Origin of the sequence: Burkholderia sp. NRF60-BP8 (genome assembly GCF_001522585.2) — a bacterium.
GTDB lineage: Bacteria > Pseudomonadota > Gammaproteobacteria > Burkholderiales > Burkholderiaceae > Burkholderia.
In genome coordinates this window covers 2,159,991-2,178,445 of sequence record NZ_CP013373.1, presented here as the reverse complement: position 1 = coordinate 2,178,445, position 18,455 = coordinate 2,159,991, and the positions used below count along the sequence as shown (strand labels likewise).

At 67.4% G+C, this 18,455-nt stretch carries 13 protein-coding genes; 10 read left to right on the top strand and 3 right to left on the bottom strand.

The window, feature by feature from the left end:
• The first annotated feature begins 36 nt into the window (after positions 1-36).
• The 4 genes from smc (at position 37) to def (ending at position 7,688) form a co-directional block, all read left to right on the top strand.
• On the top strand, positions 37-3,549 hold the full coding sequence (gene smc / locus WS54_RS23520) for a chromosome segregation protein SMC (RefSeq protein WP_059780844.1): 3,513 nt from the start codon (positions 37-39) through the stop codon (positions 3,547-3,549).
• Between the two features lie 85 nt (positions 3,550-3,634).
• The gene (locus tag WS54_RS23515) at positions 3,635-4,918 is read left to right on the top strand and encodes a cell division protein ZipA C-terminal FtsZ-binding domain-containing protein (RefSeq protein ID WP_059780845.1); all 1,284 of its coding nucleotides are present in this window, start codon (positions 3,635-3,637) and stop codon (positions 4,916-4,918) included.
• Positions 4,919-5,082: 164 nt separating this feature from the next.
• Positions 5,083-7,158, top strand: coding sequence for an NAD-dependent DNA ligase LigA (gene ligA, locus WS54_RS23510; RefSeq protein ID WP_059780846.1), 2,076 nt, complete (start codon positions 5,083-5,085; stop codon positions 7,156-7,158).
• A complete protein-coding gene (gene def / locus WS54_RS23505; RefSeq protein ID WP_034207668.1) occupies positions 7,155-7,688 on the top strand; it encodes a peptide deformylase in 534 nt (177 codons plus the stop codon). The genes ligA and def overlap by 4 nt, the downstream gene beginning before the upstream one ends.
• A 78-nt stretch (positions 7,689-7,766) precedes the next feature.
• Here the strand turns inward: def and WS54_RS23500 are convergent, their stop codons facing one another.
• Genes WS54_RS23500 through map form a run of 3 tightly spaced genes read right to left on the bottom strand, consistent with a single transcriptional unit; the run spans position 7,767 to position 13,099 of the window.
• The gene (locus WS54_RS23500; protein WP_108041946.1) at positions 7,767-9,647 is read right to left on the bottom strand and encodes a pseudouridine synthase; all 1,881 of its coding nucleotides are present in this window, start codon (positions 9,645-9,647) and stop codon (positions 7,767-7,769) included.
• Between the two features lie 16 nt (positions 9,648-9,663).
• A complete protein-coding gene (locus tag WS54_RS23495; RefSeq protein ID WP_059780847.1) occupies positions 9,664-12,240 on the bottom strand; it encodes a [protein-PII] uridylyltransferase in 2,577 nt (858 codons plus the stop codon).
• A 43-nt stretch (positions 12,241-12,283) separates the two neighbouring features.
• Positions 12,284-13,099, bottom strand: coding sequence for a type I methionyl aminopeptidase (gene map / locus WS54_RS23490; RefSeq protein WP_059780848.1), 816 nt, complete (start codon positions 13,097-13,099; stop codon positions 12,284-12,286).
• Between the two features lie 377 nt (positions 13,100-13,476).
• On the opposite strand from map, the gene rpsB reads away from it, so the two are divergent.
• From rpsB to WS54_RS23455, 6 genes are all read left to right on the top strand, one after another.
• Complete coding sequence (gene rpsB, locus WS54_RS23480) at positions 13,477-14,217, top strand: 30S ribosomal protein S2 (protein ID WP_034207665.1); 741 nt, start codon at positions 13,477-13,479, stop codon at positions 14,215-14,217.
• Between the two features lie 162 nt (positions 14,218-14,379).
• Entirely contained in the window at positions 14,380-15,261 is an 882-nt protein-coding gene (gene tsf / locus WS54_RS23475; RefSeq protein ID WP_034207664.1) for a translation elongation factor Ts, read from the top strand.
• Between the two features lie 156 nt (positions 15,262-15,417).
• The gene (pyrH, locus tag WS54_RS23470; protein WP_006402648.1) at positions 15,418-16,131 is read left to right on the top strand and encodes a UMP kinase; all 714 of its coding nucleotides are present in this window, start codon (positions 15,418-15,420) and stop codon (positions 16,129-16,131) included.
• A gap of 105 nt (positions 16,132-16,236) precedes the next feature.
• A complete protein-coding gene (gene frr, locus WS54_RS23465) occupies positions 16,237-16,797 on the top strand; it encodes a ribosome recycling factor (protein ID WP_006483822.1) in 561 nt (186 codons plus the stop codon).
• Between the two features lie 49 nt (positions 16,798-16,846).
• Positions 16,847-17,629, top strand: coding sequence for a polyprenyl diphosphate synthase (uppS, locus tag WS54_RS23460; RefSeq protein ID WP_034207662.1), 783 nt, complete (start codon positions 16,847-16,849; stop codon positions 17,627-17,629).
• On the top strand, positions 17,623-18,444 hold the full coding sequence (locus WS54_RS23455; protein ID WP_059780849.1) for a phosphatidate cytidylyltransferase: 822 nt from the start codon (positions 17,623-17,625) through the stop codon (positions 18,442-18,444). The genes uppS and WS54_RS23455 overlap by 7 nt, the downstream gene beginning before the upstream one ends.
• Positions 18,445-18,455 lie beyond the last annotated feature (11 nt).

The window sequence follows — 18,455 nt, the reverse complement described above, 5'->3', positions numbered from 1 at the left end:
CGTCCGTTTCACACCTTCTTCACATCCGATACCGCCGTGCGTCTGAGCTCGATCAAACTCGCTGGCTTCAAATCCTTCGTCGATCCCACGCATTTCCAGGTCCCGGGCCAGCTCGTCGGCGTGGTCGGCCCGAACGGATGCGGCAAGTCCAACATCATCGATGCCGTGCGCTGGGTGCTCGGCGAGTCGCGCGCGTCCGAGCTGCGCGGCGAATCGATGCAGGACGTGATCTTCAACGGTTCGACCGCTCGCAAGCCCGGCAGCCGGGCCAGCGTCGAACTGATCTTCGACAACTCCGACGGCCGCGCGGCCGGGCAGTGGGGCCAGTACGGCGAGATCGCCGTCAAGCGCGTGCTGACGCGCGACGGCACGTCGAGCTACTACATCAACAACCTGCCGGCGCGCCGCCGCGACATCCAGGACATCTTCCTCGGCACCGGCCTCGGGCCGCGTGCGTACGCGATCATCGGGCAGGGCATGATCGCGCGGATCATCGAGGCGAAGCCGGAAGAGCTGCGCGTGTTCCTCGAGGAAGCCGCCGGCGTGTCGAAGTACAAGGAACGCCGCCGCGAAACCGAGAACCGCCTGCACGACACGCGCGAGAACCTGACGCGCGTCGAGGACATCGTGCGCGAACTCGGCGCGAACCTCGAGAAGCTCGAGGCGCAGGCGGTGGTCGCGACCAAGTACAAGGAACTCGTCGCCGACGGCGAGGAGAAGCAGCGCCTGCTGTGGCTGCTGCGCAAGAACGAGGCCGCCGGCGAGCAGCAGAAGCAGCAGCGCGCGATCGAACAGGCGCAGATCGACCTCGAAGCACAGACGGCGAAGCTGCGCGAAGTCGAGGCGCAGCTCGAGACGCTGCGCGTCGCGCACTACTCGGCGAGCGACGCGATGCAGGGCGCGCAGGGCGCGCTCTACGAAGCGAACGCCGAGGTGAGCCGCCTCGAAGCCGAGATCAAGTTCATCGTCGAATCGCGCAATCGCGTGCAGGCGCAGATCGCCGCGCTGAATGCGCAGCGCGAGCAGTGGCGCGCGCAGGCCGAGAAGTCGCAGGACGAACTCGAGGAAGCCGAAGAGGCGCGCGCGATGGCCGACGAGAAGGCCGCGCTCGCCGAAGACAACGCGGCCGCGAAGCACGATGCGCTGCCGGCGCTCGAAGCGAAGTGGCGCGACGCGCAGGCGCAGCTCAACGACGAGCGCGCGCGGATCGCGCAGACCGAGCAGTCGCTGAAGCTCGAAGCCGCGCACCAGCGCAACGCCGACCAGCAGCTCCAGCAGCTTCAGCAGCGCCACGAGCGCCTGAAGGCCGAGGCGGGCGGGCTGGATGCGCCCGATGAAGCGCAGCTCGAGGAGTTGCGCATGCAGCTTGCCGAGCAGGAAGAGATCCTCGCGCAAGCGCAGGCACGTCTGAGCGATGCGCAGGAGGCGCTGCCGCGCCTCGACGGCGAGCGCCGTGCCGCGCAGGAGCGCGTGCAGGCCGAGAGCGCGCAGATCCACCAGCTCGAGGCGCGGCTCGCCGCGCTCAAGCAGCTGCAGGAGAACGTGCAGACCGAAGGCAAGATCCAGCCGTGGCTCGACAAGCACGAGCTCGGCGCGCTGCCGCGTCTGTGGAAGAAGCTGCACGTCGAGGCCGGCTGGGAAGCGGCGCTCGAGGCCGTGCTGCGCGAGCGTCTCGCCGCGCTCGAAATATCGAATCTCGACTGGGTGAAGGCGTTCGCGACCGATGCGCCGCCGGCGAAGCTCGCGTTCTACGCGCCGCCCGCGGCCGGCGAGCCGCCCGCCGCAGTGGCCGGGCTGCGGCCGGTGCTGTCGCTCGTGCGCATCGACGACGCGGGCATCCGCGCGGTGCTGAACGACTGGCTCGGCAACGTCTATGTCGCCGACGACGTCGCGCAGGCGCTCGCGACGCGCGCGCAGCTGCCGGCAGGCGGCGCGTTCGTCGTCAAGGCCGGCCATATCGTCACGCGCGTCGGCGTGCAGTTGTACGCCGCCGATTCGGAGCAGGCCGGGATGCTGGCCCGCCAGCAGGAAATCGAAAACCTGGCGCGCCAGGTGCGTGCACAGGCGCTGCTCGCCGACGAGGCGCGCACGGCTGCCGTGCGTGCGGAAGCCGCGCACACGCAGGCCACGCAGGCGCTCGGCGACGTGCGCGCGCAAGCCGAGCGTGCGACGCAGCGCGTGCATGCGCTGCAGATGGACGTGCTGAAGCTCGCGCAGGCGCACGAGCGCTATACGCAGCGCAGCACGCAGATTCGCGAGGAACTCGAGGAAATCGGCGCGCAGATCGAAGAGCAGCGTGCGCTGCGTGCCGAGTCGGAAGCGAATTTCGAGCGCTTCGACGGCGAGCTCGCGGAACTGCAGGCGCGTTTCGAGGACAATCAGCTCGCATTCGAGTCGCTCGACGAATCGCTGACGCAGGCGCGTCAGGAAGCGCGCGACCTGGAGCGCGGCGCGAACGACGCGCGCTTCGCCGCACGCAACGCGGTGACGCGGATCGACGAACTCAAGCGGACGATCCAGGTGGCGCACGAGCAGAGCGAGCGCGTCGCCGCGTCGCTGGAAGACGCGCGCGCCGAACTCGAGACGATCAACGAGCAGACCGCGCACACCGGCCTGCAGGACGCGCTCGAGATTCGTGCGGTGAAGGAAGAGGCGCTGCAGGCCGCGCGGATCGAGCTCGACGACCTGACCGCGAAGCTGCGCGCGTCGGACGAGCAGCGGCTCGTCGCCGAGCGTTCGCTGCAGCCGCTGCGCGACCGCATCACCGAGCTGCAGCTGAAGGAGCAGGCCGCGCGCCTGTCCGTCGAGCAGTTCGCCGAGCAGCTCGCGGCCGCGGAGGTCGACGAGGCCGCGCTGGCCGCGAAGCTGACGCCGGACCTGAAGCCGTCGTACCTGCAGGGCGAAGTCACGCGCCTGAACAACGCGATCAATGCGCTCGGCCCGGTCAACATGGCCGCGCTCGACGAGCTGAAGGCCGCGAGCGAGCGCAAGGTGTTCCTCGATGCGCAATCGGCCGACCTGATCGACGCGATCACGACGCTCGAGGACGCGATCCACAAGATCGACCAGGAAACCCGCACGCTGCTGCAGGGCACCTTCGACGAGGTCAACCGTCATTTCAGCGACCTGTTCCCGCGCCTGTTCGGCGGCGGCCAGGCGAAGCTGATCATGACGGGCGACGAGATTCTCGATGCCGGCGTGCAGGTGATGGCGCAGCCGCCCGGCAAGAAGAACGCGACGATTCACCTGCTGTCGGGCGGCGAGAAGGCGCTGACCGCGACCGCGCTGGTGTTCGCGATGTTCCAGCTGAACCCGGCGCCGTTCTGTCTGCTCGACGAGGTCGACGCGCCGCTGGACGACGCGAACACCGAGCGTTTCGCGAATCTCGTGCGCGCGATGTCCGACAAGACGCAGTTCCTGTTCATTTCGCACAACAAGATCGCGATGGAAATGGCGCAGCAACTGATCGGCGTGACGATGCAGGAGCAGGGCGTGTCGCGGATCGTTGCGGTGGACATGGAAACCGCCGCGGGTTTTGCCCAGAATTGACGTTTGACGAAACCGGACCGCGTTCGCGCGGCGCATGGGCGCCCGTTCGCGGTCCCGACGAAAAAGAATTGCTGATGGAGCGTGCATGGACGAGTTGACACTCGGTTTGATCGGCGCGGGCGCCGTCGTGGTGGGCGGCGTCGTGGTCTACAACGCATGGCAGGGCGCGAAAGTGCGGCGCAGGATGCCGCGCCCGATGCCGGAGGAAGCGACCGAGGCGATGAACCGCCCCGAGCGCGACGAAGAGTTGCCGTTCATCGAACCGGTGCGTCAGCCGGTGCGCCGCGAACCCGCGGCACCGATCGCGACGGCGACCGCGGCCGACGCCGCGCGCGTCGAGCCGACGTTCGGCGGGGCCGCCGGCGGTGCGGCGCCGGCCGATATGCCGGCCGACCTGCAGGCCGAGGCGACGGGCGTCGACACGTCGTCCGAATCGACCGAACCGGCTGCCGGTGAAGAAGCCGTGCCCGCCGCCGCACGCGAAGCGGCGGCCGAATCGGCCGAGCCGACCGAACCGGTGATGCCGGCCGCGACGACGGTCTCGTCGGCGCCGCCCGCGATCGTCGACCGCCGGATCGACTGCATCGTGCCGATCCGCCTCACCGGTCCGCTGCCGGGCGACAAGATCCTGCCGGCCGCGCAGCGGTTGCGCCGCGCGGGCAGCAAGCCCGTGCATATCGAAGGCAAGCCGGAAGGCGGCCAGTGGGAGCTGTTGCAGAACGGCGTGCGCTATGAAGAGCTGCGTGCGGCCGCGCAGCTCGCGAACCGCAGCGGCGCGCTGAACGAGCTCGAATTTTCCGAATTCGTGACGGGCGTCCAGCAGTTCGCCGACGCGATCGACGGCGCGCCGGAATTCCCGGACATGATGGAAACGGTCGCGATGGCGCGCGAGCTCGACGCGTTTGCCGCGCAGTGCGACGCACAGCTGTCGATCAACGTGATGTCGGACGGCGCGCCGTGGTCCGCGAACTACGTGCAGGCGGTCGCTTCCCAGGACGGGCTGCTGCTGTCGCGCGACGGCACGCGCTTCGTGAAGCTCGACGCGAAGCAGAACCCGGTGTTCATGCTGCAGTTCGGCGATACGAACTTCCTGCGCGACGACCTGACGTACAAGGGCGGCAACATGATCACGCTGGTGCTCGACGTGCCGGTGGCCGAAGAGGACATCCTGCCGTTCCGGCTGATGTGCGATTACGCGAAATCGCTGTCCGAGCGGATCGGCGCACGCGTCGTCGACGATTCGCGCCGGCCGCTGCCCGAGTCGACGCTGCTCGCGATCGAGCAGCAACTGATGAAGCTGTACGCGAAGCTCGAGGAAGCCGGCATCCCGGCCGGTTCGCCGGTCACGCGGCGCCTCTTCAGCCAGTAACGCGACGGCGCGGACGGCGAGCTGCGGCGCCGTCGTTCGCCGCTGCGGCGCACACCGTTTCGTGTGCGCCGCAGCACGTCATCCGGCCCGCATTGCGTGCCCCGCCGCGGCGTCAAACTGAGATAATCGGGTATCCGATTTTTCAGAACGAATCTGCCGCCAGCATGGCCCGAACCCAAGCCGAACCGCCAGCCAGTCAGCCCGATGCGCGCGCCGCGTGGCTGCGCGACCAACTCGAGCGGGCGAACTACGCCTATTACGTGCTCGACCAGCCGGATCTGCCCGACGCCGAATACGACCGGCTGTTCCGCGAGCTGCAGCAGCTCGAGACCGACCATCCCGAACTCGTGACGCCCGATTCGCCGACGCAGCGCGTCGGCGGCGAAGCGGCCGGCGGCTTCAGGCCGGTCGTGCACGATGCGCCGATGCTGTCGCTGAACAACGGTTTCGCCGACGAGGACATCGTCGCGTTCGACAAGCGCGTCGCCGACGCGCTGGCCAAGACGACCGATCTCGCCGGCTCGGTGACGGACCCCGTCGAATACGCGTGCGAACTGAAGTTCGACGGCCTCGCGATTTCGCTGCGCTACGAGCGCGGCGTGTTCGTGCAGGCATCGACGCGCGGCGACGGGACGACGGGCGAGGACGTCACCGAGAACGTGCGCACGATCCGCTCGATTCCGCTGAAGCTGAAGGGCAAGCACGTGCCGGCCGTGCTCGACGTGCGCGGCGAGGTGCTGATGTTCAAGCGCGATTTCGCACGCCTGAACGAACGTCAACGCGCGGCCGAGCAACGCGAATTCGCGAACCCGCGCAACGCGGCGGCGGGCAGCCTGCGCCAGCTCGACCCGAAGATCACCGCGCAGCGTCCGCTGTCGTTCTTCGCGTACGGGATCGGCGTGCTCGACGGCATGCCGATGCCCGACACGCACAGCGCGCTGCTCGACTGGTACGAGGCGTTCGGCCTGCCGGTGAACCGCGAGCGCGCGGTCGTGCACGGCGCCGAAGGCCTGCTCGGCTTCTTCCGCAAGGTCGGCGAGAAGCGCGATGCGCTGCCGTACGACATCGACGGCGTCGTCTACAAGGTCAACCGGCGCGACGAGCAGGAGCGCCTCGGCTTCGTGTCGCGTGCGCCGCGCTTCGCGCTCGCGCACAAGTTTCCCGCGCAGGAAGCGCTGACGAAGCTCGTCGCGATCGACGTGCAGGTCGGCCGTACCGGCGCGATCACGCCGGTCGCGCGTCTCGAGCCGGTGTTCGTCGGCGGCGCGACCGTGACCAACGCGACGCTGCACAACGAGGACGAAGTGCGCCGCAAGGACATCCGGATCGGCGACACCGTGATCGTGCGCCGCGCGGGCGACGTGATTCCGGAAGTTGTCGGCGCGCTGCTCGACCGGCGCCCGGCGGATGCGGCCGAGTTCGTGATGCCGACCGAATGCCCGGTGTGCGGCTCGAAGATCGAGCGCCTGCCGGACGAGGCAATCGCGCGCTGCACGGGCGGGCTGTTCTGCCCGGCGCAGCGCAAGCAGGCGCTGTGGCATTTCGCGCAGCGCCGCGCGCTCGATATCGACGGCCTCGGCGAGAAGATCATCGACCAGCTCGTCGAGCTGAATCTGGTGCGTACGCCGGCCGACCTGTTCAATCTCGGCTTCGCGACGCTGGCCGAACTCGACCGGTTCGCCGAGAAGTCCGCGCAGAACCTGCTCGACTCGCTCGAGAAGGCGAAGCATACGACGCTCGCGCGCTTCATCTACGGGCTCGGCATTCGCCATGTCGGCGAATCGACCGCGAAGGATCTCGCGAAGCATTTCGGCTCGCTGACGCCGATCATGGACGCGTCGATCGAGGAACTGCTCGAAGTCAACGACGTCGGGCCGATCGTCGCCGAGTCGATTCACCAGTTCTTCGCGGAAGAGCACAACCGCACGGTGATCGAGCAACTGCGCGCGCCCGGCAAGGTCACGTGGCCGGAAGGGCCGCCCGCGCCGAAGGCGCCGCAGGGCGTGCTCGCCGGCAAGACCGTCGTGTTGACGGGCACGCTGCCGAATCTCACGCGCGATGCGGCGAAGGAGATGCTCGAAGCGGCGGGCGCCAAGGTGGCCGGTTCGGTATCGAAGAAGACGGACTACGTGGTCGCGGGCGCCGAAGCCGGCAGCAAGCTCGCGAAGGCCGAGGAACTCGGCATCCCCGTGCTGGACGAAGACGGTCTGCACCAACTCCTGGAGGGCAATACGCCATGATTCGCGAGATCCTGAAGATGGGCGATCCGCGCCTGCTCGAAATCGCGCAGCCGGTCGAGCGGTTCGATACGGCCGAACTGCACGAGATCGTCGCGGACATGTTCGAGACGATGCACCATGCGAACGGCGCCGGGCTGGCCGCGCCGCAGATCGGCATCGGGCTGCAGATCATCATCTTCGGCTTCGGCAACAACAACCGCTACCCGGATGCGCCGCCGGTGCCCGAGACCGTGCTGATCAACCCGAAGATCGAGTACATGCCGCCGGACATGGAAGAGGGCTGGGAAGGCTGTCTGTCGGTGCCGGGCATGCGCGGCGTCGTCAGCCGCTACGCGAAGGTGCGCTACAGCGGCTTCGACCAGTTCGGCGAGAAGATCGATCGTGTCGCCGAGGGGTTCCACGCGCGTGTGGTCCAGCACGAATACGATCACCTGATCGGCAAGCTGTATCCGATGCGGATTACCGACTTCACGCGCTTCGGCTTCACCGAGGTGTTGTTCCCGGGGCTCGATCCGGCCGACGACGACTGATCGGCGGCGCTGCCGCGGAAAAGAAAAAACCCGCGCGAGCGGGTTTTTTCTTGGCGGGCGTACGTTACGTGCCCGAGGTCAGAACGTCTCGTCGGCGGACAGGTAGCGCCATTGGCCTTGCGGAAGCGCGCCGAGCATCACGCGGCCCATCCGCACGCGCTTCAGGCCGATCACGTCGAGGCCGACCAGTTCGCACATGCGGCGAATCTGGCGCTTCTTGCCTTCGCGCAGCACGAACCGCAACTGCTCGCCGTTCTGCCAGCTCACCAGCGCGGGCTTCAGCGCGACGCCGTCGAGCTCGAGACCGTGGCGCAGCTTCGCGAGCGATTCCGCGGGGAAGTGCTGGTCGATGTCGATCAGTCGTTCGCCGAAGCGCACGCGCACCAGGTATTCCTTGTCGATGTCCGACTGCTCGCCGATCAGTTGCTTCGCGATCACGCCGTTCTGCGTCAGCACGAGCAGGCCGGTGGAGTCGATGTCGAGACGGCCGGCCGGTGCGAGCGCATGCAGGTGCTGCGGCGAGAAGCGCACCGGCGAATGGTCGCCGCTCCAGCGGTTCGCGCGCGTGATCAGCACGGCCGCCGGCTCGTAGCCGTCTTCCGCCTGGCCCGACACGTAGCCGACCGGCTTGTGCAGCAGGATCGTCACCTGCGCGGCCTGTGCCGCGCTCGCGCGCTCGTCGATTTCGATCTTCTGGTCGGCGCGCACCTTGGTGCCGAGCGTGTCGATGCGTTCGCCGTCGACGAGCACCCAGCCCTTTTCGATCCATTCGTCGGCTTCGCGGCGCGAGCACATGCCGAGTTCGGACATCCGCTTCGACAGGCGCATCAGGCCCGTTTCGTCGCCGTAGTCGACGTCGGCCGCCGCGCGCTTGACGGGTTGCGCGGTCTTCACCGCGCCGAACGAACGGCGCTCGCCGTCGCGCGCGGGGCGGGCCGGGCGGTCGCCGAAGCCACGCTTCGCGCCTTCGCCGGCCGCCTTGTCGCGATAGGACGGACGCTTGTTGTCGTCAGCGCCTGCTGCGCGGCGGGGACGCGCATCGTCGTCGCTGCGGCGCGGCGGACGATCCGACGACGTGCGACGGTCGCCGAAGCTGCGCTTCGCGCCTTCGCCGGCCGCGTTGTCGCGGTAGGACGGGCGTTTGCCTTCGTCGGCACCCGCACGACGCGGCCGTGCAGCGTCGTCGCTGCGGCGCGGCGGGCGATCCGACGACGTGCGACGGTCGCCGAAGCTGCGCTTCGCGCCTTCGCCGGCCGCGTTGTCGCGGTAGGACGGGCGTTTGCCTTCGTCGGCACCCGCACGACGCGGCCGTGCAGCGTCGTCGCTGCGTCGCGGCGGGCGATCGGACGACGTGCGGCGATCGCCGAAACTGCGCTTCGCACCTTCGCCGGCTGCGTTGTCGCGGTAGGCCGGGCGTTTGCCTTCGTCGGCACCCGCACGACGCGGACGTGCATCGTCGTCGCTGCGGCGCGGCGGGCGATCCGACGACGTGCGGCGATCGCCGAAGCTGCGCTTCGCGCCTTCGCCGGCTGCGTTGTCGCGGTAGGACGGGCGCTTGCCTTCGTCGGCACCCGCACGACGCGGCCGTGCATCGTCGTCGCTGCGACGCGGCGGGCGATCCGACGACGTGCGACGGTCGCCGAAACCACGCTTCGCGCCTTCGCCGGCTGCGTTGTCGCGATACGGGGCGCGCGGGCCGCGTTCGGCACCGCCGTCACGCGGCGCACGCTGGGCCGGTGCGCGATCCGCACCCGCGCGTTCGGCGCCTGCGGCGCCACGCGGCTTGAACGAGCGTTCGCCGGCGGCTGCCGCAGGCGCCTTCTTCGGGCGGGCCGACTTGTCTGCGGCGGGCGGCGCAGCGGGGCGCACCGCCTTGCGGGCGACGAGGCTGCCGGAGCGGACAGGGGCGCGAGTCGGCGACGCCGGCTTCGGATTCTTGACGGTTAATTTGGTGCGCATAAACGCTGGGATTCATTCAGACTGCGATCGCGCGCAGCAATTCGGTTTCGAGCTGGATCTGCAGGCGATTGTCGGACAGGCCGGCACCCGCGAGCAGGAAGATGTCTTCGACGCGCTCGCCGAGCGTATTGATCCGCGCCGCATGGACGCCGATCCGATGTTCGGCGAGTACGCGCGCGATCGAATAGAGAAGGCCCGGCCGGTCGTTGGCCGACACGGACAGGATGTAGTACTGACCGCGCTCGTCGGCCCGCAGGTCGACGCGCGGCGTGATCGGAAACGTCCGGGACAGCCTCGACAGGCGACCCTTCGACGGCTCCGGCAGCGGTGCGGTTTCGGCGAGCCGCGTCGCGAGCTGCTGTTCGACGAGATTCGCGATGTCGCGATAGCGCACGTCGCGTTCGGTCTGCGTGACGATGAAGTTGTCGAGCGCATAGCCGTGCCGCGTCGTGCTGACGCGCGCATCGAGCACCGACAGCCCGTTACGGTCGAAATACGCACAAATGCCCGCGAACAGGTCGGGGCGGTCCTTCACGTACACGAGCACCTGCAGCGCGTCGCCGATCGGCGACGGCCGCGCGCGGACGATCGCGGTTTCGGCGTTCACGTGCCGGTACAGCACGCGCGTCTGCCATGCGATGTCGGCCGCGTCGTGACGCAGGAAGAAGCCGACGTCGAGCTGATCCCACAAGGCGCGGTGCGCATCCTCGGGCACGGTTTCCAGGCGCAGCAGCGCGAGCGCCTGCTCCTGCCGCGACTTCAGCTCCGAATGCGCGTCGGGGTTCGCGCCGCCGAGCACCGCGAGCGTGATGCGGTAGAGATCCTCGAGCAGCTTGCCCTTCCACGTGTTCCACACCTTCGGGCTCGTGCCGCGGATATCGGCGACGGTCAGCAGGTACAGCGCGGTGAGATACCGTTCGTTGCCGACGACCTCGGCGAAGCGCTTGATGACGTCGGGGTCGCTCGTGTCCTGTTTTTGCGCGACCTGGCTCATCGTCAGGTGATGCTGGACGAGCCACACGATCAGCGCGGCATCGTCTCCGTCGATGCCGTGCTCGCGGCAGAAGCGCCGCGCGTCGGCCATGCCGAGCGTCGAGTGATCGCCGCCGCGGCCTTTCGCGATGTCGTGGAACAGCGCCGCGACATACAGCACCCACGGGCGCTCGAAGTTGCCGATCAGCTGGCTGCAGAACGGATATTCGTGCGCATGCTCGGCCACCGCGAAGCGGCGGATGTTGCGCAGCACCATCAGGATGTGCTGGTCGACCGTGTACACGTGGTACAGGTCGTGCTGCATCTGCCCGACGATGCGGCGGAAATTCAGCAGGTAGCGGCCGAGCACGCTCGTCTGGTTCATCAGCCGGAACGCGTGCGTGATCCCTTCGGGTTGCTGCAGGATCCGCATGAACGTGGCGCGGTTCCGCGGATCGCGGCGCCACGTGTTGTTCATGATTTCGCGCGAGTTGTACAGCGCACGCAACGTGCGGGCGGACAGGCCCTTCACGCCGCGCGTCGTTTCGTACAGCAGGAACGCTTCGAGGATCGCGTCGGGATGGCGTTCGAACACGCCGTCGTCGACGATCTCGAGCATCCCCTGTTTCTCGACGAAGCGATCGGCCGACAGCACGCGCGTGATGCCGCTCGTCGCCGGGAAGAGCTGCGCCTCGATGTTCTGGATCAGGATCGTCGCGAGCTGCGTGACTGCTTTCGCGGACCAGTAGTAGCGGCGCATCAGCTGCTCGCTCGCGCGCTTGGCCTGCGTCGGCTGGTAGCCGAAGCTTTCGGCGGCTTGCGTCTGCAGGTCGAACACGAGCATGTCCTGACGGCGCCCGGCGATCACGTGCAGCCGCGCGCGCAACGTCTTCAGGAAGCCTTCGTTGCGGCGCAGCTCGCGCGCTTCGCGGTCGGTGATGAGGCCGCGCGTGTCGAGTTCGCGCCAACTGCTGCCGAAGCCGGCCGCGCGCGCGATCCACAGGATGGTCTGCAGGTCGCGCAGCCCGCCGGGGCTTTCCTTCACGTTCGGTTCGAGGCTGTACGGCGTGTCCTGGAACTTCGCGTGGCGCTGACGCATCTCGAGCACCTTCGCGGTGAAGAACGCGCGTGCGTCGAGCGCTTCGTGATAGCGCACGGTGAAGCGCTCGAACAGCGCGGTGCTGCCGACGATGCGGCGCGCTTCCAGCAGCGAGGTCTGCACCGTGACGTCCTGCGACGCCTCTTCGATGCACTGCGCGACCGTACGCACGCTGCTGCCGATCTCGAGGCCGAGATCCCACGCCATCCCGATGAAGCGCTCGATGCGCGCGTCGAGCGCCGGGTCGTGCGCATCAGGCAGCAGCACGAGGATGTCGACATCGGAATAGGGCGCGAGCTCGCCGCGCCCGTAGCCGCCGACGGCGACGAGCGCGAGCGACGCGGGCAGCCCGCATTCGTCCCACACGCGCTTCAATGCATCGTCGGTGAGTTTCGACAGCGCGTGCATCAGCGACGCGACGTTCGCCGCGCGGCGAAAGCGCTCGAGCAGCTCCGTCTTGGCGGCCTTGAATTCGGCGCGCCGCGACAGCGCTTCGGGCGAGGGGGCAGCGTGAGCGCTCATGGGCGGCCGTTCGGGTGCGGAGGTGGGGCGGGCGCGACGGCGCTCAGACGGCGGCGGCCGGTTGCGCGAACACGGGGCGCGCCGGCGTGCCGGCCGACACGGTCAGCACTTCGTAGCCGGTGTCGGTGACGAGCACCGTGTGCTCCCATTGCGCGGACAGGCTGCGGTCGCGCGTCTTGACCGTCCACTGGTCGGGCATCGTGCGGATGTCGCGCTTGCCGGCGTTGATCATCGGCTCGATCGTGAAGATCATCCCGGCCTTCAGCTCGATGCCGGTGCCCGGACGGCCGTAGTGGACGACTTGCGGATCCTCGTGGAACACCGTACCGATGCCGTGGCCGCAGTATTCGCGCACGACGCTGTAGCCCTGCGCTTCCGCGTGCTTCTGGATCGCGTAGCCGATGTCGCCGAGGTGCGCGCCGGGCTTGACCTGGTCGATGCCCAGCCACATGCATTCGTAGGTGGTCTGCACGAGGCGCTTCGCGAGGATCGAACCCTCGCCGACGATGAACATCCGGCTGGTGTCGCCGAAATAGCCGTTCTTGATCACGGTGATGTCGATGTTCAGCGCGTCGCCGTTCTTGATCACCTTCTCGCCGGGAATGCCGTGGCAGATCACGTCGTTGACCGAAATGCAGGTGGCCTTCGGGTACGGCGGATAGCCGGGCGGCTGGTAGTTCAGCGGCGCGGGGATCGTGCCTTGCTCGTTGATCATGAACTCGTGGCAGAGCCGGTCGAGTTCGGCGGTCGTGACGCCCGCGACGACGTGCGGCGTGATGAAGTCGAGCACTTCGCTCGCGAGACGGCAGGCAACGCGCATCTCCGCGATATCGTGTTCGTTTTTGAGCGTAATAGCCATCGAGGTATGCCTGGAATGCGGTGAATTGACGGATTATCGCACCTTATGGCGGGCCTCGCAGCCCCTGCGGGCCGCCCGGATGCGGGTTTTCGCGGATTGTCCGGCCCGCTGCCGAGCGGCAAGCGAAAGTGCCGCGCGACTTGAGAGCCGACAAATCCGCGTGCTATACTCTTTGGCTAAGTCGATATCCAAATGCCGAACTTTCCCCATTTTGGGGCGGCATCGCGGTGAAAGGCTTGCGGCACGGGCGTTTTGCACGTGCCGAATCGCAAGCCGGCGCAACCAGGGTGCCGGCCGCGCGGAGTTCGCGCCCTTCGGGCGGGTTCGCGCGGCGGTACGGCGGCCGGCTTAAGACCCAACCCTCGTGGAGAATTTACATGGCAGTCACGATGCGCCAAATGCTGGAAGCGGGTGTCCACTTCGGTCACCAGACGCGCTTCTGGAACCCGAAGATGGCTCCGTTCATTTTCGGTCACCGCAACAAGATTCACATCATCAACCTCGAAAAGACGCTGCCGATGTTCACGGACGCACAGAAGTACGTGCGCCAGCTGGCAGCGAACCGCGGCACGATCCTGTTCGTCGGCACGAAGCGCCAGTCGCGTGACACGATCGCCCAGGAAGCGCAACGTGCGGGCATGCCGTACGTCAACGCACGCTGGCTCGGCGGCATGATGACCAACTTCAAGACGCTGAAGGTGTCGATCAAGCGCCTGAAGGACATGGAAGCGGCCGTCGAAGCGGGCGAAACCGAGAAGATGAGCAAGAAGGAAGCGCTGCTGTTCGAGCGTGAAATCGCCAAGCTGCAGAAGTCGATCGGCGGCGTGAAGGACATGGGCGGCATTCCGGACGCGATCTTCGTCATCGACGTCGGCTACCACAAGATCGCCGTCACGGAAGCGAACAAGCTGGGCGTGCCGGTCATCGCCGTGGTCGACACGAACCACTCGCCGGAAGGTGTGGACTACGTGATCCCGGGTAACGACGACTCGAGCAAGGCAGTCGCGCTGTACGCTCAAGGCGTGGCCGATGCGATCCTCGAAGGCCGTGCGAACGCGGTCAACGAAGTGGTCCAGGCAGCGCGCGGCGACGACGAGTACGTCGAGGAAAACGCGTAACTGGCCCCGAGCCGGCGCAAAAAGGGGGCTCTCAACAGGCCCCCTTTTTTTAAGCTTGTGCGCCGGACCTGATCGCGCCGAATCGGCGCGGGTCCGGAAACGAATCCCGGCCGTTCGCGTCCAAGCGGGCGGCGTTGTGAATACAGACTCAAGGAGCGAATGATGGCGGCAATTACCGCAAGCATGGTGGCAGAACTGCGCGCAAAGACCGACGCACCGATGATGGAGTGCAAGAAGGCGCTGACGGAAGCCGACGGCGATCTGGCCAAGGCTGAAGAGCTGCTGCGCGTCAAGCTCGGCAACAAGGCGAGCAAGGCCGCATCGCGCGTGACGGCCGAAGGCGTCGTCGCATCGTTCGTCGGCGGCAACGCGGGCGCGCTGGTCGAACTGAACTGCGAAACCGACTTCGTCGCGAAGAACGACGACTTCCTCGCATTCTCGAAGACGGTCGCGGAACTCGTCGCGACGAAGAACCCGGCCGACGTGGCAGCACTGTCGGCGCTGCCGCTCGACGGCAAGACGGTCGACGAAGTGCGTCTGGCGCTGGTCGGCAAGATCGGCGAGAACATCTCGATCCGCCGTTTCGTCCGTTTCGAAACCGCGAACAAGATCGCCACGTACCTGCACGGCGCGCGTATCGGCGTGATCGTCGAGTACACGGGCGCGGAAGAGCAGGTCGGCAAGGACGTCGCGATGCACATCGCCGCGATGAAGCCGGTCGCGCTGTCGTCGGCCGACGTGCCGGCGGAACTGATCGAGACGGAGCGCCGCGTGGCCGAGCAGAAGGCTGCCGAATCGGGCAAGCCGGCCGAAATCGTCGCGAAGATGGTCGACGGCAGCGTCCAGAAGTACCTGAAGGAAGTGTCGCTGCTGAACCAGACGTTCGTGAAGAACGACAAGCAGACGATCGAGCAGATGCTGAAGGCAGCGAATGCCGCAGTGCAGAAGTTCGCGCTGTTCGTCGTCGGCGAAGGCATCGAGAAGCGCCAGGACGACTTCGCCGCCGAAGTGGCCGCGCAAGTCGCAGCAGCAAAGCAGCAGTAAGCAGTCAGGCAGTATCCGCGGCGGGCGTCCGCTCCGCCGCGGCCGGCGGCGCCGCCGGCCGGCCGGGAACCCCGGTCCGGTCGTCGGCGCTTGCCCGAATCAGTATTTCGCCCCTACAGTTCGTGGTTGTCATCCTCTCGTCGCTCGGAAGCCCCTATGTCCAATGCCTATAAACGCGTCCTCCTCAAACTCTCCGGCGAAGCGCTGATGGGCGACGATGCCTTCGGCATCAATCGCGCGACGATCGAACGGATGGTGGCCGATATCGCGGAAGTCGTGCGTCTCGGTACGCAGCTCGCGGTCGTGATCGGTGGCGGTAATATTTTCCGCGGCGTCGCGGGCGGCGCGGCCGGCATGGACCGCGCGACGGCCGACTACATGGGGATGCTCGCGACGATGATGAACGCGCTGGCGCTGCAGGACGCGATGCGCCACGCCGGCATCGAGGCGCGCGTGCAGTCCGCGCTGCGCATGGACCAGGTCGTCGAGCCGTACATCCGGCCCCGCGCGATCCGTCAGCTCGAGGAAGGCCGCGTCGTGATCTTCGCGGCCGGCACCGGCAACCCGTTCTTCACGACCGATACCGCCGCCGCGCTGCGCGGCTCGGAAGTGGGCGCCGAAGTCGTGCTGAAGGCGACCAAGGTCGATGGCGTATATTCTGCCGATCCGAAGAAGGATCCGTCGGCCACGCGCTATACGACGATCAGCTTCGACGAGGCGATCAGCCGCAACCTGCAGGTGATGGACGCGACGGCGTTTGCGCTGTGCCGCGACCAGAAGCTGCCGATTCGCGTGTTTTCGATCAACAAGCCGGGCGCACTCAAGCGCATCGTGCTGGGCGAGGACGAAGGTACGCTCGTCCACGTGTAAACTCCCGCGGACGCGGGCGATCGGCGCGGGTTGCCGGCCGCGGCGCGCGACACGCGCCGGGCGGGGCTCGCGTTCTTTTGAAGGTTTGAAGGTTCGGAGGTTGAAATGAGTGTCGCTGATGTCAAGAAGGGCGTCGAGCAAAAGATGCAGCGCTCGATCGAAGCGTTCAAGAACGATCTGGCCAAGATCCGTACGGGCCGTGCACACACCGGCCTGCTCGATCACGTGCAGGTCGACTACTACGGCTCGATGGTGCCGATCTCGCAGGTCGCGAACCTGACGCTCGTCGACGCACGCACGATCGGCGTGCAGCCGTGGGAAAAGAACATGGTCGCGAAGGTCGAGAAGGCCATCCGCGAGGCCGATCTGGGCCTGAATCCGGCGACGGCCGGCGATCTGATCCGCGTGCCGATGCCCGCGCTGACGGAAGAGCGCCGCCGCGAGCTGACCAAGGTCGTGAAGAGCGAAGGCGAAACGGCCAAGGTCGCGATCCGCAACCTGCGCCGCGACGCGAACGAAGCGCTGAAGAAGCTCGTCAAGGACAAGGAAATCTCGGAAGACGACGAGCGCCGTGCGAGCGACGACGTGCAGAAGCTGACCGACAAGCACGTCGCCGAAGTCGACAAGCTCGTGCAGACCAAGGAAGCCGAGATCATGACGGTCTGACGACCGTCCTCGCGCGCCGCCTTCTTCCCGCATTACTGTCTCAACGGCCATGACCTATACCAGCTCTACCGTTCGCGTGCCTGACGTCGGTGTCGTGCCGCGTCACATCGCGATCATCATGGACGGCAACGGCCGTTGGGCGACCGAACGCCGCTTGCCGCGCGTCGCGGGGCATACCCGCGGCGTCGATGCCGTGCGGGCGGTGGTCGAAGGCTGCGCGCGCGCCGGCGTCGAATACCTGACGCTGTTCGCGTTCAGTTCGGAAAACTGGCGCCGGCCGAACGACGAAGTGTCGTTCCTGATGCGGCTGTTCATCACCGCGCTCGAGCGCGAAGTGGGCAAGCTGCATGCGAACGGGATCCGCCTGCGTGTCGTCGGCGATCTCGAGCGTTTCGAGCCGCGCATCCGCGAACTGATCCGCCGCGCCGAAACCAAGACGGCGCGCAATACCCGTCTGACGCTCACCATCGCGGCCAATTACGGCGGCCGGTGGGACATCCTGCAGGCGACGAAGAAGCTCGTCGAGCAGGCCGTGCGCGAAGGCCGCGAGGTCGAAGTGACCGAGGACGCATTCGCGCCGCACCTGGCAATGGCTTACGCGCCGGAGCCCGATCTCTTCATCCGCACCGGCGGCGAGCAGCGCGTCAGCAACTTCCTGCTGTGGCAGCTCGCGTACGCCGAATTCTATTTCACCGACAAGTACTGGCCGGATTTCGACGGCGCGGCACTGGCCGACGCGATGGCGTCGTATACCGAGCGCGAGCGCCGTTTCGGGCGCACGAGTGCGCAGCTCGAACCGCAATCGCAGAACGCCGACTCCCTTTCATGCTGAAAATCCGTGTGATCACGGCGATCGCGATGCTGGCGGTGCTGCTGCCGGTGACGCTGTTCGCGCCGCTCGACGGGTTCGGCGCGCTGATCGGCGTCGTGCTCGTGTTCGCCGCGTGGGAGTGGGCGCGCCTGCTGAAGCTCGGCGGCGCCGGCCCCGTCGTCTACGCGGTCGTCGCGGCGCTCGCGCTCGCAGCCACCGTGCCGCTCGGCGTCGATGCGGCTTCGTCCCGTCCCCTTTTCATGGCGGCCGGCGTGTTCTGGCTGCTGGTCGGTCCGTTCGCGCTGCGACGCAAGCCCGAACTCGCGGGCGGCGTCTGGCGGCCGTTCCTGCTGGCCGCCGGCCTCGTCGTATTCGCCGCCTGCTGGCACGCGCTCGTCGCAGCTCGCGCGCAGGGCGTGCCGTTCGTGCTGTCGCTGCTTCTGGTCGTCTGGCTGGCCGATATCGGCGCATACTTCGCAGGCAAGGCCTTCGGAAAGCGTAAACTGGCCGTCACGATCAGCCCCGGCAAGAGCTGGGAAGGCGCGATCGGCGGCTGGTTCGCAGTCGTGGTCGTCGCCGGTGTCGCGATGGCCGTGCACGCATTCGAACCGACCCTGTTTTCTGCATTCGCCGCGCGGTACGGCATGTCCGGCGCGTGGGCCGCGCTGACGCTGCTGGTCGCGTACAGCGTGATCGGCGACCTGTTCGAGTCGCTGCTGAAGCGGCAGGCGGGTGTGAAGGATTCGAGCGGACTGCTGCCGGGCCACGGCGGCGTGCTCGATCGTGTCGACGCGCTGCTGCCGGTGCTGCCGCTCGCGATGCTGCTGCTTGGTTAAACCATTATTTC

Bases quoted from the DNA above. Each gene is read 5' to 3' on its own strand.
- WS54_RS23515 (WP_059780845.1), top strand. From the start codon at position 3,635: ATGGACGAGTTGACACTCGGTTTGATCGGCGCGGGCGCCGTCGTGGTG.
- ligA (WP_059780846.1), top strand. From the start codon at position 5,083: ATGGCCCGAACCCAAGCCGAACCGCCAGCCAGTCAGCCCGATGCGCGC.
- def (WP_034207668.1), top strand. From the start codon at position 7,155: ATGATTCGCGAGATCCTGAAGATGGGCGATCCGCGCCTGCTCGAAATC.
- WS54_RS23500 (WP_108041946.1), bottom strand. From the start codon at position 9,647: ATGCGCACCAAATTAACCGTCAAGAATCCGAAGCCGGCGTCGCCGACT.
- WS54_RS23495 (WP_059780847.1), bottom strand. From the start codon at position 12,240: ATGAGCGCTCACGCTGCCCCCTCGCCCGAAGCGCTGTCGCGGCGCGCC.
- map (WP_059780848.1), bottom strand. From the start codon at position 13,099: ATGGCTATTACGCTCAAAAACGAACACGATATCGCGGAGATGCGCGTT.
- rpsB (WP_034207665.1), top strand. From the start codon at position 13,477: ATGGCAGTCACGATGCGCCAAATGCTGGAAGCGGGTGTCCACTTCGGT.
- tsf (WP_034207664.1), top strand. From the start codon at position 14,380: ATGGCGGCAATTACCGCAAGCATGGTGGCAGAACTGCGCGCAAAGACC.
- pyrH (WP_006402648.1), top strand. From the start codon at position 15,418: ATGTCCAATGCCTATAAACGCGTCCTCCTCAAACTCTCCGGCGAAGCG.
- frr (WP_006483822.1), top strand. From the start codon at position 16,237: ATGAGTGTCGCTGATGTCAAGAAGGGCGTCGAGCAAAAGATGCAGCGC.
- uppS (WP_034207662.1), top strand. From the start codon at position 16,847: ATGACCTATACCAGCTCTACCGTTCGCGTGCCTGACGTCGGTGTCGTG.
- WS54_RS23455 (WP_059780849.1), top strand. From the start codon at position 17,623: ATGCTGAAAATCCGTGTGATCACGGCGATCGCGATGCTGGCGGTGCTG.